General features: G+C 32.9%; 10 protein-coding genes. 6 read left to right on the top strand and 4 right to left on the bottom strand.

Annotated elements, in window-relative coordinates; all coding sequences use genetic code 11:
* Positions 1-29 precede the first annotated feature (29 nt).
* The 3 genes from HHX25_RS20220 to HHX25_RS20230 all read left to right on the top strand — a co-directional run bounded on the left by HHX25_RS20220 (position 30) and on the right by HHX25_RS20230 (position 3134).
* Complete coding sequence (locus HHX25_RS20220) at positions 30-1022, top strand: glycosyltransferase family protein (protein ID WP_169677186.1); 993 nt, start codon at positions 30-32, stop codon at positions 1020-1022.
* Positions 1023-1029: 7 nt separating this feature from the next.
* On the top strand, positions 1030-2397 hold the full coding sequence (locus tag HHX25_RS20225; RefSeq protein ID WP_169677188.1) for a GH1 family beta-glucosidase: 1368 nt from the start codon (positions 1030-1032) through the stop codon (positions 2395-2397).
* Between the two features lie 185 nt (positions 2398-2582).
* Complete coding sequence (locus tag HHX25_RS20230) at positions 2583-3134, top strand: hypothetical protein (RefSeq protein WP_169677190.1); 552 nt, start codon at positions 2583-2585, stop codon at positions 3132-3134.
* 167 nt (positions 3135-3301) lie between these two features.
* Here the strand turns inward: HHX25_RS20230 and HHX25_RS20235 are convergent, their stop codons facing one another.
* The 4 genes from HHX25_RS20235 to HHX25_RS20250 all read right to left on the bottom strand — a co-directional run bounded on the left by HHX25_RS20235 (position 3302) and on the right by HHX25_RS20250 (position 8410).
* Positions 3302-4633 (bottom strand): DUF1302 family protein, encoded by a 1332-nt coding sequence (locus HHX25_RS20235; RefSeq protein WP_169677192.1) that lies wholly within the window; start codon positions 4631-4633, stop codon positions 3302-3304.
* 18 nt (positions 4634-4651) lie between these two features.
* On the bottom strand, positions 4652-5455 hold the full coding sequence (locus tag HHX25_RS20240) for an outer membrane lipoprotein-sorting protein (protein WP_169677194.1): 804 nt from the start codon (positions 5453-5455) through the stop codon (positions 4652-4654).
* 39 nt (positions 5456-5494) lie between these two features.
* Positions 5495-7825, bottom strand: a complete 2331-nt coding sequence (locus tag HHX25_RS20245; protein WP_169677196.1) for an efflux RND transporter permease subunit — start codon at positions 7823-7825, stop codon at positions 5495-5497.
* A gap of 183 nt (positions 7826-8008) precedes the next feature.
* Positions 8009-8410 carry a MarR family winged helix-turn-helix transcriptional regulator gene (locus tag HHX25_RS20250; RefSeq protein ID WP_169677198.1) on the bottom strand — a complete coding sequence of 134 codons (402 nt, stop codon included), beginning with the start codon at positions 8408-8410 and terminating at the stop codon, positions 8009-8011.
* Between the two features lie 678 nt (positions 8411-9088).
* Between HHX25_RS20250 and HHX25_RS20255 the strand changes: the two genes are divergently transcribed.
* From HHX25_RS20255 to HHX25_RS20265, 3 genes are all read left to right on the top strand, one after another.
* Complete coding sequence (locus tag HHX25_RS20255) at positions 9089-9616, top strand: RNA polymerase sigma-70 factor (RefSeq protein ID WP_169677200.1); 528 nt, start codon at positions 9089-9091, stop codon at positions 9614-9616.
* 66 nt (positions 9617-9682) lie between these two features.
* A complete protein-coding gene (locus HHX25_RS20260) occupies positions 9683-10858 on the top strand; it encodes a FecR family protein (RefSeq protein WP_169677202.1) in 1176 nt (391 codons plus the stop codon).
* Positions 10859-11884: 1026 nt separating this feature from the next.
* Positions 11885-13450, top strand: coding sequence for a M16 family metallopeptidase (locus tag HHX25_RS20265; RefSeq protein ID WP_169677204.1), 1566 nt, complete (start codon positions 11885-11887; stop codon positions 13448-13450).
* The last annotated feature ends 659 nt before the right edge of the window (positions 13451-14109 follow it).

The following is a 14109-nucleotide window of genomic DNA, read 5'->3' on the forward strand; positions in this document are numbered from 1 at the left end:
AGGTTTACCTCAATTATCAATATGCTATAATGAAAGTACTTTATGCAATTCAAGGTACAGGTAACGGGCATTTAAGTAGAGCTCGTGATATTATTCCAATACTTCAAAAAAAGAACATAGAACTGGATATTCTTATAAGCGGTACGCAAGCGGATATTAATATTCCATATACCATCGATTACCAATTTAAAGGGCTTAGTTTTATTTTTGGAAAAAAAGGAGGGGTTAACATGTGGAGAACTTATTTGAAAGCCAATACTAGACGGCTTCAAAAAGAAATAAATAGTCTTCCAATTGATGATTATGATATTATTATCAATGATTTTGAACCTGTTTCGGCATGGGCATGTAAACTAAAAAACAAAGCCTGTGTGAGTTTGAGTCATCAAGCAGCTGTATTGAACCCCAATGCTCCAAAACCTAAAAAACAAGACCTTTTAGGAAAATTGATTCTTAAAAGTTACGCTCCAACAACCAAACAATATGGTTTTCATTTTAAACCCTATCAGAAAAATATTTTTACACCAGTTATTAGGCAAGATATTAGAAAAGCTTCATGTAGGACTATGGATCATTATACTGTATACCTGCCTTCTTATAGCGATGAAAAAATACTGAAAATGCTTACTATGGCTAAACATGTAAAATGGGATATTTTTTCTAAACACAATAAAAAAGTCATTGATAAAAAGCATATTAAAGTGCAGCCTATAACCAATGAAGCTTTTGTTCAAAGTATGTCTAGTAGTAAAGGTGTGCTCTGTGGCGCAGGTTTTGAAACACCAGCTGAAGTGTTATTTATGAAGAAAAAACTTATGACCATTCCCATGAAAGGACAATACGAGCAGCAGTGCAATGCAGCAGCATTAAAAGAAATGGGGGTTCCTGTTATAAAATCTCTTAAAAAGAAACATTTCGGAAAGTTGATGGATTGGATTGAAAGTAATACCTATGTGGAAGTTGATTACCCAGATATTACTGAAAGCATTATTGATCAATTGCTTGAAGAGTCCCTCCTATAAAACCATAATGAGTTTGAATAATTCGGAACCTAACTTTGATCTAAGTCCTCAAGATTTTGGAAACCATTTTGTATGGGGCGTATCTACTGCTGCCTATCAAATAGAAGGTGCTCATAATATACATGATAAAGGCGCCTCTATATGGGATAAATTTACAACTAAAAGGGGAGCTATCTATCAAGGACAACAAGCACAGGTGAGTTGTAATTTTTATAACAATTTTAAAAGCGATATTTTGCTCATGAAGGCCATGAACATAAAGCATTTTAGGTTTTCATTGGCATGGTCCAGAATCATACCAAATGGTCATGGAAAAGTAAGTCAAGAAGGTATCTCCTTTTATAATCGTGTTATAGATTTTTGTTTAGAATGTGGTATTACACCTTGGGTAACGCTCTACCATTGGGATCTGCCTCAGGTTTTACAGGAAAAAGGCGGTTGGGTAAATAGAGATATTGTTAGTTGGCTCGAACAATTTGCAATGGTGTGTGCAAAACAATTTGGAGATCGTGTTAAACATTGGATGGTGTTAAATGAACCCATGGTATTCACTGGGGCAGGTTATTTTTTAGGGGTACATGCACCTGGCAGTAAGGGATTGAAAAACTTTTTGCCAGCTGTACACCACGCCGTATTGAGTCAGGCTGTGGGCGGGCGCATATTACGTAATATGATACCTGATGCTTCTATAGGAACCACGTTTTCTTGTTCACAAGTTACCCCATATAGAAATATTTCCAAAGACATTTTAGCTGCGAAAAAAGCCGATGCCTTACTTAACCGACTTTTTATTGAACCTTCTTTAGGTTTGGGGTACCCTTCAGATATTGTTCCCGTACTGAAACGTATTCAAGACTATCAAAAAGCAGGGGATGAAGTTAATGCTGTTTTTGATTTTGACTTTATAGGTGTACAGAATTATACCAGAGAAGTTGTAAAGCATCATTATTTTGTGCCTCATATTCACGCTAAAATTGTAAAAGCTTCTAAGCGCAAAGTTAAAACCACTTTGATGGATTGGGAGGTATATCCACCAAGTATTTATAATATGATAGCACAATTTAATAAGTACAAAGGAGTCAAAAAGATTATTATTACCGAAAATGGTGCTGCTTTTACCGATAAACTAAGTAACGGCAAGGTGCACGATTTAGAAAGACTTCACTATTTACAATCACATATTCAACAGGTCCATCGAGCTAAAAAAGACGGGTTTAATGTTGACGGTTACTTTGTTTGGACTTTTACCGATAATTTTGAATGGGCAGAAGGGTATCGCCCCAGATTTGGATTGGTACATACCAATTTTGAGACCCAAGAACGTATTATTAAATCGTCTGGGAGGTGGTATAAAAGTTTTTTGGGAAATCTATAATAAGACATTTATTAGTGATTTTACTATAAAAACAGCTGTTGGCATATTTAGTTTATTATATTTTATTGTTACGGATAAGAAGGTTTTTCAAAGACTAATAAAAAAACAGAGATTGTATGTAAATCCGTTTTTCAGGAAATCGTATTTTTAAACAATCAGATGAACAATAAATTATTAACATAGATATGTTAGATGTTATACTGCTTTTTATTGGGGCATTGCTTGGCGGTATTATCTCATGGATTATTACGCATAATTATTACAATAAGAATATTGACGATAATGCCATTTTTAGAGATGTTTCCGTACATGGAGTAATAGAACAAAATATAGACCTTTGTTGGAGTGCTATCACCAACCCCGAAAACAAGAAATATTTTACCGTAACACACTCATATGGATATAGTGATTCAGACAAAGAAATTGGAGTTGGGACTATTCAAAAGTCAGGTGGTTTCATGGGGTCTAAATTTGAAGAAATTATTTGTGCTTGGGAACCTCCTGTAAAGTTTGCTTTTGGCCGCGACAAGGATAATTGGCATCATTTTATAGAGTTGAAAAAATCGGGAGATAAAACGAATATATTTTTAAAAAGGCGTTTTTGGATTAGAACGAAGACATGGCAAGAAGTCATATTGGATAAAATTTTCAAAAACAATAATTCAATGTCGGACTATGAATTGGCGAATGATACATTAAGAAGGCTTATAGCTATTTGTGAGGGAAGACCTACTTGATAAATTAAGGAGATCTTTCTGAAATGTTTTGGCGCTTATGCTTTACCCTTTCAACATAACAAATCACTGTTTTATATTATTATAAAATAAACAGATTGTGTATTAAAATTCACATGAAATTACGTTAGCTTTGGCATGTACTTCACATTAGTTATCAAATAAATAGACTAAATACCCCAGCGTATTCCAAAAGAGATTCTACTTCGGTCTTTAAATTGTCCAAAAAGATTGCTTTCGTTTCCATAGAAGAAGCTGCTACCTAGAAATAATTGGGTATTTGTATTCGCCCAATAACTAATTTGAGGCTTTACATAACCATCTCCATGATTTACATTTTGAACCCAAAGTACTTCTGTATTAAGTGCGTCATTCATCATATCTCTGGAAATTTTTAGAGACATATTCGTCTCAAACAAATCTCTATTGTAAGGAGAAATAGCATCGGTTATAAGATCGTTAAATAATTGAACACTAATTATCTGTTCTCCTTTTATATAATCTATCCCAATGGCAGATTTAAATAAATTACTGGATTCTATTCCATGGGTAGCATTTGGATTTATAGAAGGGAAATTTTGATTAAATATATAAGCAATCTCACCTCTAAAAGTTGAAGACCCAAATACTTTATTAAAAGTACCACCAATTAAATGTTGCCGTTCAAATTTTGGACTTATAGTTACATAAGGATTATTGGTGTCTGTAATTTGTAACACGTTGTAAAAAACGGGTAAATCGTCATAATAATAAAAATAATTTAATGATAAATCCCAGCCTTTGGTGAAAGTATTTAACTTAAAACCAATATCCGAATCGTTTAAAAAATGCTGGGGTTTCTCCGTTTCATTTATAACAACTGGAATGCCTTCAGGAGGCGATTGAAATAAATTTTTGGTAAAGAACGGGGCATCAAAATCTTGTGTAATATGATATGTATTGTCTGGAATCCATACGAATTGTACATTTATGTTCTTGATATCGAATTCCGCTTTTATGGACCAAAGCGGAATTCGACTATCTTCAAAATCATCTAAAATAAATTCTCTGAAGTTTTGAGGATTAACAACATCCAATAGTTTTAAACCATCAGTCTCTCCCCAAACAATTTGTTGTTTACCAATCGTTAAACGTAATTTGTTTTTAAAATTCGTATAGAAAAAAAATTCACGTAATTCTAGATTGGTACGGTCGCCTATAAACAAACGTTTACTAAAATCTGAGGCCATATCATCTTCTGAAAAGCCTCTTTCCAGATTGTCATTTAATTCTGTATAAAGTTGACTTTTCAACACAAATTTTGAATTTCTGTTGAGTCTATATGAAAATTCGGGTTTTAAGATTATTTCAGATTTTTGAAACGCTTCATTTTTAAACTCATACGAAACATCAGAAACAATAACAAGGCTCGCCTTAAAGGCTTCTCTAAATGTATTTTGCTTTTTTTGGGCGTGGACTCCCATTGAAAAAAGAAACCCTATCACTATATATCTATATAACATGCTATATTGTTTAAAACATTATAAACCATTAACAAGCGCTTCTTTAGTAAAAGCATCATCATTAATTTCTGTTTGGTAATCGACCTCATCGATTCGAAAAATAGTTTCGTGATTGGTTTTATGATTTTTCACATATATTTTATGATAGGTCCAAATGCCTTGGATCTTTTTTATATCCTTAATTTCAATTGTTTTTAAATAATTACCAGCGACGTCCCAATTATCGGCTTTTCTTAACATCCATAATGTTGCATCTACCCATAATTTAGTTTTGCTATATCCCAGTTCTTTAGCAATTTCTTTGCTTTTGGGAAGTCCTTCAATAACAAAGCATTCATGACCATCAACCTGTTCTTTACCAATCGTTTTATAGGTATAGTCGTCACGATTAATTCTGGTTTCAAGTTTAATATCTTCATAAGTTAAGTCGGTACCCAAAAAATAATCCCCTCTATTAGCTGCAGAGATACGGCGTGTCTTTCTTAGGGCTGGCATGTATAACCACTGATCGTCATCTAAAGAAGCATCTGGGTAATCGTAAGTTAAAAAAGCAGTTCCCATAACACTCTTTGGTGTTAGATAAAAAATAACCAAACGCTTTTCTTCTCCAAAATATTTACGAAATGATGTGGTTTCTCTAATTCTAATTTTCCCCCTCTTATCTTTTAGTTCCATAGTGAGTTTTCTACTCAGGGAAACACCTTCATCTCTAGTGTGTGTTTTATTGGCTATACTTTGTCCAGATGGTAATGTTTGTGATATACTATGTAATGGGAATACTAATCCTATGGCAATAAAACCTATTAAAAATCTTGTTTTCATGTTTATTGTTTTTATGGTGAATATTATTTAAATGTGTGCTTATTTTGAAGTGCTAAAAAATTTAGGTTTAACCAGATAGATTATGGCTGGTAGTAGCGTGAGGCTTCCAATAAAACTAACAGTCACGGCTACCGCAACTAAGAACCCGAATTGACTTAAAGGAGGTACAGAGCTTGTCATTAAAACACTAAACCCTAAGGCCAGTGCCAGAAAGTTAAATAGAAGCGCCCGTCCAGCAGATTTATAAAATTCATGATAGCCCTCCTTAATGGGTAAGCCTTTTTCACTTAAAAGGAATTTAAGACGATCTACAGTATGTACGGCAAAATCGACACCAACGCCAATAGCAATAGCAGCAAACATAGAAGTACCAACGGCAAGCCATATGTTTAAAACACCCATGACCGTATAAATGAACAATACAGATATAGATACTGGAATAATGGTTAATATCCCAGCCCAGATAGATTTAAAACTTAAAGCGGCAAATAATAAAACAACCAATAGTGCTAACCCTGCGCCAACAAAATGATTAAATCCTAATCGGTTTATCCAATGAGCATCCACAGTAACCTTACCCGAACTTGTAGCTTTTATGGTACTGCTATTAAAATTTTGTGATAAATAAGTATTAACCGCATCAACGACAGGTTTTTCGAAGTTGTACTCGCTGGTATCCATTCTCAATCTAATGTTTGCTAAGCGATAATCGTAGTCCACATAGTTATCGAAGTCTGTTGGGTCACCACTAGCCGAGTACAGTAAAAAATATTGTGCGATTAATTCACGGTCGTCGGGAATCCTATAGTAGGCTGTATTGTTTTCATTTAATGACTGGTTCATTTTTTTAAGAAAATCAACAATAGAAATGCTCCCTTTTACATGCGGTAATGTTTCCACATATGTTTGCAAGGCTTCTATTTTATGAAGGTTTTCAGGTTCAAAAATGTCTTCGACTTCTGGAGTTTCAACTAGAATATCTAAATAAGAGGTCCCATCTGTTTTTTTATTGATGAGCGCATCTGCTTTTACTATAGGTTCATCTGCTTGAAAATTCTTTATCCGATCTTCATTAATTTCTAGTTTGGATGCACCATGTATTCCAAAAGCAATAATAATGATGGCAATAGCAATAATGGCTTTGGGGTATTTTATAACCACCTTACCAATAAATGCCATAGCTTTTCCGAAATAATCTATTTTCTGATCGCTTTTATAAGCTTTACTTAATTGTGGTTTTAGAAACATCATGGCCGAAGGGATCATAAATACCGCATATACAAGAGCAGCAAATACACCAAGTGCACCAAATAAACCAAAATAGGTCATTGGCGGCATATATGAAGATGCAGCAATTGCCAAGAACCCAGCGACTGTTGTTACAGAGGTAATTGTAATGGGGCGCCACATGTGTGTCATAGTTACCACGACCAATTCTTTTTGAGTAAATTCTGGGTGTTTCGCAGCCGTTTCATAGTATTCGCCTAGTATATGGATACCATCGGCAACCGCTATGGCAATAAGAACTACAGGTAAACCATTGGTAATAACAAAAAAGTCGACACCAAAAGCCGCCATGGCTCCGAGGGCGACCCCTACCGAAGCAAGCACCATAATATTAGGTAAAACAACACCTCGAAGTCTTCTGTAAGCAAAAATGAGTATGATGGATATCACTATGGCTGCAAACGGATTGGTTTTCATGGCATCTTCATCAATATATCGAATAAGGTAACCACTTACAGCACCCTCTCCAGCCAAGTAAAATTGTTCATTATGGGATTTATATTCATCAAGTAGCTTCATGAGACTTTTATAAACCTCATGTTGCTTTTTATCATAACTGTCCAACATTTCGGCAACAATGAGAGTCGTGGTATGGTCGTTAGAGACCAGGCTGCCTTCATATAATTCAAAATTGTCTATAGCAGCTTTAACTTCAAGGGCTTTTTTATCTGTGAGCTCTTCAATTTCAAAAAATGGATCAACTTCCAATCCAGCATCGGTACCAACAATATTATTTTCGGTGGATAAACTCGTAATTTGATCAGGATCTATTCCAGATATAGTTTTTAAACGTTCGCTTAATTCATAAACTAATTGAAGGGTCTTCTTATTAAAGATCCCTTGTTCGTTTACTATGGCAATAACCATAGGATCTTTTAAACCAAAGGTTTCTTTCGTTTGATTTCTAAAAGCTAATATGGGGTCGTCTTTCGGTAAAAAAGCATCATAACTGGTGTCTTTGGTCATCTTTGGAATAAATAATGAAACGGCTATCATTATAACGATGCTTAGTGTTAGAATAATTTTGTGGTGCGAAGTCACTTTATTAAAAAACGTCGTGGCTGTGAGTGGTTTATTTTTCATAAAATTGTTTTAGTTGTATATGCAACATTTGTATTAAATTTTTTTATCTTAAGGTTTTATGCTAATCTTAATGGTATTGAACCATGAATTGTTTTCATTTTTCTGTTTTTTAGTTTTCATAATGACTTTGTTTTAATGATGATACATTTATAAGTTGTATATACAACTTATATGGTAAATTTTTTAATATAATTTTTGTTCCAACGATTTAATACTTTCTATGCCTTCATGACCTAGCTTGTCCATAAAACTAGTCATTAATGATTCCCAAATAGGCATAATAGATTGAACCAGGTCTAGGCCTTTTTTTGTGATTGCTATTTCTGGACGATAGTCGGATGATTTTGTTAAAACCCCTCTTTTTTCCAATAGTTTAATGTTTCTACTAACCGTTGATCGCTCTAAAAATAAGGCTTCGCCTATTTTTCCCTGATCGACTTTTCCTAATTTTGTCAATGCAAATAAAATGCTTAATTGGCTTTCTGTGATATTAAATGCTTTAAGGCTAGCCCTAAAATCTCTGTCTACAACTCGAGATAAACACCTCAATCTATTTCCAATACATTGTTCTATATTATATTTCATTCTGTCATTACTTTAGAAAAGGGCATTCAAAAAAACATTTTCCAAATTAAGCTTATTCATGTCTATCAATTAATGATCCTAGCTAATTTTTGTCAAAAGTACAAAAATATGTTGCATATGCAACATATTTGAAAATTTTTAACACTTTTATAGATTGCAAAAAGTTTAAATGAATTCATAAAGTAAGCTTCATTTTTTAGAATTTATAAGAAATAAAAAGCTTAAAATTTCTAATTTTTTTTGTTGATTTATTCAATCAGTTTTAAAAAATAAGAATCTTTTAATAGGTTTTGTAAGAAATTACTCTTAAATTTATTGGTAATAATGTTAAAACGATTGAAATTTTTAACATAAAAAAGCACTTTTTTTGGGAGAATTAACTGAAAACAAAAATAAACATTAAAAAACATGTTATGATATTGGTGAAGCTACGATAAAAATTAATGAAAAATATTTTTTGTTGTGTTAATCGATTGTATATAAATTAGTTCGATTAAAATCAAGAACCTTTTATCGATTCAATAAGTATTGTTTTTTTACTGAAAATATTAAATCTCATATTAATAGAATTGTTTCGTTTTACATCGATATTTTTATGGAATTAATTAATAATTGCGTATATTTTTACAGGATTAATAAATAAATACTTAGTTTAGCGAATCTTATTTAATAAAGCCAATGCGGGGAGGCGAAAATAAATTTACATTAAAAAGTTACAAAAAACTTTTTGAGAGCTTATATCCACAATTGTGTGTGTTTGCATACAAGTATCTTAACGATTTGGAACTCTCAAAGGATTTTGTGCAAGAGGTTTTTCTTAAAGTTTGGGAAGACAAGATTTCTTTTAAGAATGAAAACCATGCGACTGGCTTTTTTTATAAATCCGTAAAGAATAAATGTCTCAATTATTTAAAAAGCAAGCAGTATAAAACTACAGAGCGTTACGAGCTGGCAAATTTAGAGGATTATGAAACCGAAGAATTCTATATGACTGAAGCTGTAACCATAGAAACCACAGCGGTTATAGAAAAAGCAATCAATAAATTACCAGAAAAAGCCGCCCAGGTTATTCGATTGAGTATTGAAGATTATACAAATAATGAGATAGCAAATAAATTGTCTATATCTATCAATACCGTGAAGGATCATAAAAAAGTAGCCTATCGTAAATTAAGAAGCTTTCTTAGTTTTTTAACAGTTAAATAATTTTTCATACATTATACTACCCGTTTTCCTTTTTTTTTGTATTAATAATATAGCCTAAAATATCTAATGGATAATTCCAATAAAATAAAACCACTTTCAGAAGAATTAGCAGCCTCACTAATTAAGAACGAAGGCAATAGCAATTTAAGGGAATCTGAGATTTTCGATACCGAAACTCAATCGCAAATGCTCTCAAAAATCAAGACAGGAGAGTACTCCAATCTTTTAAAGGAGATTGAGACAAAAAAAGACTGGAAGGTTATAGAAAAGAAAATAGAGAAACGTTCCAAAAAATCATTTAAGTTTTGGCCTTATGCTGCAGCGGCTTCTATTGTGCTATTGGTCTCAGTGGCCTTTGTTTTTAATAAGGCAGATAATAAGGATGTAGACTTTGGTGAACCTGTCATTGTTAATAATAATATAAAAACGGGGACAGACAAAGCCACTTTAACACTTGAAGACGGGTCTACTGTTGTTCTGGAAAAAGGGCAAGATTACAAATCAAATAATATAAGCAGTAATGGTGAAGAGATTGTATATCAACCTGTAATTAAACATGCTGGTAAAGAAATAAACAAACCTGTGAACTATAATATGCTAACCATTCCTAGGGGCGGACAATTTTATATCCAACTATCCGATGGTACTAAAGTTTGGCTAAATTCAGAGTCTAAACTGAAATATCCAGTAACGTTTAATGCTGGAGAAACCCGTCAGGTGGAACTGGTTCATGGAGAAGCTTATTTTGATGTCTCACCAAGTACCAATCATAAAGGAGCTAAGTTTAAGGTATACCATCAATCTCAAGAAGTTGAAGTGTTGGGCACCGAATTCAATATTAAGGCCTATAAAGACGAAAACCATATTAGTACTACTTTAGTAGAAGGAAAGGTGGCTGTTAGTACAGAAAGTGTCAATGAATTGTTAGTGCCTAACCAACAATTACATCTCAATCTGGAAACAAAAACTACAAGCAAGGCGACTGTTGAAGATGTCTATAACATCATTGCATGGAAAGAGGGGATTTTTAGTTTTGAGAATAAACCCTTAAAAGATATTTTGAATGTACTATCACGTTGGTACGATATGGATGTGATTATTGAAAATACGGTACAGAAAGAAGAACGATTTATTGGTACATTCAATAAGAGTAATAGTATAGAAGATATTTTAATAGCTATTAAGAGTACTGGGTTTATTAATACCTATGAAATAAATAATAAAACATTGACTATAAAGTAGTTTTATAATCGTTTCGGTGTAGGATATATATTAAAAAAAACAACTAAACTAAAATAATTAAACTAACGCAAACAATCTTGATTATGAATATAATACACTTCTTCCAACATTACTAGCTGGATAAAATCAATTTAGTTTTATCTATTGAACCTATTAAGACTAACTAATAGGTGTTGTACATCTGCCTTTTTTCTATAAAAAAAATCATGCAAGGACTTAATGTGTCAAGTTGGTTGTTATGGTTTAAAATAGATAAAGCTTGGTTTTTAACCATTTCAATATTTTCTTTTAGAGTTATATTGCTGTGTAAGGCATGATAATTTTAATGAAAAAGAGTATCACGAGACCTTGCATGGGGGTTTCGGTTATTTAAATTATTTATTAGATCACTTGTAAAAAGAATTCAATAGTTGTACATAAAACAATATGTCAAAATAAAAGAAGCAATGTCAAAAAGGGAAAATACATGGTTTTAAGATTAATTAGGTTAGAGTAGTTAAGAATTAAAAACCATCTTTTCCCTTTTAACGATTAGATAGTTTGCTTGCTGGAAAGGTTAAATGAAACGTGATGCAAGGAAAAGGCTATAAAAAAGAAGAATATCAAAGTTAGCGACATAATATAGGCATAGAACTCATCTCTAAATGTTTTTATAAATATGGTTGTTTTTTTGAATTAGTCACTCTGGAAACAATATGTAAAGGTCATTTCCCATTTTCAAATAAAAAATGGTGTAGCATAGGGTACGGGCAACCGTTATACAATTCGGTTGTCCTTAAATTTTAATTAAAAAGAATTTCTAAGACACTTGGCATTGAGGTTTAACATTCTCGTGTGTTCACTGAGTGGAGCCGAAGCGAAAACAGGAATCTAAATAATTGCTCGAAGAATGATTTTTAGTATTCTCATTGAATTTAGTTGATACTGAGTGAAGTGTGAAGTACTCAACTAGACACTAAAAACTCTTAACCTAATAACAAGTATAGTTGAGGCAAAAGTAGAAATCCGTATAAAACAACTTAAAAAATGCAAAATATACTTTCTGTAATTTCATTTTTATTGATTATAAATGTACTGTTATTACTGTTTTCGGTAAATAGTGATGCCCAATCCTTAAATTTAAACGATACACTCCAGATGGATCAAACCATTAAAAAAGGTGTCTCAAAACATCTAAGAACTTTAGAAGGAGATACCATTTTAATACCGTTCGAAGATCTCTTTAATAAAAAAAAGCTTTTATCAGGTATTGTCATAAAACAGGGTAGTATCATTTCCGAAAGTATGTTGCAATCTACAGGGTCTACAACTTTTACATTAAGCAATGGTATAAAAGTGCATTACAAGTATGTCAATAAAAATAAGGATAACATACAATTTAATGCTTTAAGTCATGGTGGCTTTTCGTTGGTTAGTAATGATGATCTCCCTTCGGCACAGCTATTGGAGAATATGGTAGCCCTCTCTGGTATAGGCAATTATTCTACAACAGATTTGTCAAAAATACTCATAGGAAAAACGGCTCATACACGTGTTCATCTTTCTGATTTAACAGAAAGTATCACGGGTGCTTCGGTTACAAAAGATGTAGAAACCTTGCTGCAAATGGTTTATTTGCGTTTTGTAAAGCCACGACTTGATACTGATGCATACCAGATATTGATACGAAATTTAAACAACGATATTGTTAGAAGACGTCGTGTTATGGATGATCAGGTAAATGACAGTATAATCACGACGCTTTATGGAAACAGGCATCCCAGGCGACGCTTATTTAATAATGATTTTGTAAGAGACGTTTCCTTCGATAAAATAAAAAAACTGTACAAGGAGCGTTTTAATAATGCAGCCGATTTTGAATTCTTTATAGTAGGCGATATTCAAAAAGGTAATTTAAGGCCCTTATTGGAAAGATATATAGCGAGTATACCAACCAACGATGTTAAGGAGGTGTGGAAGGACAATTCGGTACCCTGGCTACGGGATACGACCCATAAGGATATTTCCTTAATGATGAAAATTCCCAAAAAATTGCTTAGAATAGAGTATAAAAATATAATGCCCTATAGCTTAAAAAATGTATTAATTGCCAGGGTTTTGGGCGATATCTTGCAATTACGGTTTATAGAAAAGTTGCAAGAGCAAGCAACAATACTTTGTAAAACCATTGTAAAATCTAGTGTATCCGAATATCCTATCGAACAAGCATCTCTGTATATAGCCATCGATTGTAATCCTGTTAAAGTGGAGCAGTTCCTAACCGTAGTGCGTCAGGAAATTGAAAAGATAGAAAATGGCATAGTTGCACAAACAGATTTAGATAAAATAAAAGCCGCTTATTTAGAAGAGAGAAAGCAGCAACAGTTCTATAATAGTTACGATATGTGTGTACTAATAAATTACTTTCGAGAAGGATATCATATGAATGACCCTAAAAATTTCGAAGATATCGTGAATGCCATCACAATTAAAGATGTAGAGCTGTTTACAAAAGCATTAATAAAAGATTCCAAGTCTTATGAGATAGTCTTTAGTCCAGATTCGACCTGCCTGCAAATTCATCAAGTCAAAGGCATGGTAAATAAGCGTTAAAAATAGTTTATAATGTTATTGAGGTTGTTTAAAAGTCTATAATTCAAAAAGGGAATAAGGATCGTTTTTATTAAGGTCTTTTGGTTAGTTAAAAGTTGAAAATTATTCTGTTCCCTTTTTATCAAAATCTGTCTGAAATAATCAAAAGGCCTTTGTCAGATATATTTAAGACCAACCCAGTTATAAATAAATTTGGAAGCTAAATATTCTAAACAATTATATAATGTTGAATAGGAACCCTGTCAGACCCCAGAGATAAAGAGCGGAAAGCGTAACTGCCAAGCGCAGCTTGAAGCATGCAGCTTTTAGAGCGAATGATGCACAGCAATTTCCTTTTGTCTGACTTGATTTTTTTGGTTCGTTTTTTTATCAAGAAAAAAATGAACAGACATCATAAAAATAAAATAATGTTGTGATATCTCGACCATACCTCGTTTCGACTACGCTCAACGTCCACGTTTCGGTATGACAGTTAATTAATAGTCTTCATTCTAAATAAATTTGGAGGCTAAATATTCTAAACAATTATATAATATTGAATAGGAACCCCATCAGATCCCAGAAATAAAGAGCGGAAAGCGTAACTGCCAAGCGCAGCTTGAAGCATGCAGCTTTTAGAGCGAATGATGCACAGCAATTTCCTTTTGTCTGACTTGATT

The sequence above is a fragment of the Flavivirga algicola genome (assembly GCF_012910715.1).
In the GTDB taxonomy this organism is placed as follows: domain Bacteria; phylum Bacteroidota; class Bacteroidia; order Flavobacteriales; family Flavobacteriaceae; genus Flavivirga; species Flavivirga algicola.

What these genes read in the sequence shown, in the direction of transcription:
- HHX25_RS20240 (WP_169677194.1), bottom strand. Translation starts at nt 5,455, where the DNA reads ATGAAAACAAGATTTTTAATAGGTTTTATTGCCATAGGATTAGTATTC.
- HHX25_RS20245 (WP_169677196.1), bottom strand. Translation starts at nt 7,825, where the DNA reads ATGAAAAATAAACCACTCACAGCCACGACGTTTTTTAATAAAGTGACT.
- HHX25_RS20250 (WP_169677198.1), bottom strand. Translation starts at nt 8,410, where the DNA reads ATGAAATATAATATAGAACAATGTATTGGAAATAGATTGAGGTGTTTA.
- HHX25_RS20220 (WP_169677186.1), top strand. Translation starts at nt 30, where the DNA reads ATGAAAGTACTTTATGCAATTCAAGGTACAGGTAACGGGCATTTAAGT.
- HHX25_RS20235 (WP_169677192.1), bottom strand. Translation starts at nt 4,633, where the DNA reads ATGTTATATAGATATATAGTGATAGGGTTTCTTTTTTCAATGGGAGTC.
- HHX25_RS20225 (WP_169677188.1), top strand. Translation starts at nt 1,030, where the DNA reads ATGAGTTTGAATAATTCGGAACCTAACTTTGATCTAAGTCCTCAAGAT.
- HHX25_RS20265 (WP_169677204.1), top strand. Translation starts at nt 11,885, where the DNA reads ATGCAAAATATACTTTCTGTAATTTCATTTTTATTGATTATAAATGTA.
- HHX25_RS20260 (WP_169677202.1), top strand. Translation starts at nt 9,683, where the DNA reads ATGGATAATTCCAATAAAATAAAACCACTTTCAGAAGAATTAGCAGCC.
- HHX25_RS20230 (WP_169677190.1), top strand. Translation starts at nt 2,583, where the DNA reads ATGTTAGATGTTATACTGCTTTTTATTGGGGCATTGCTTGGCGGTATT.
- HHX25_RS20255 (WP_169677200.1), top strand. Translation starts at nt 9,089, where the DNA reads ATGCGGGGAGGCGAAAATAAATTTACATTAAAAAGTTACAAAAAACTT.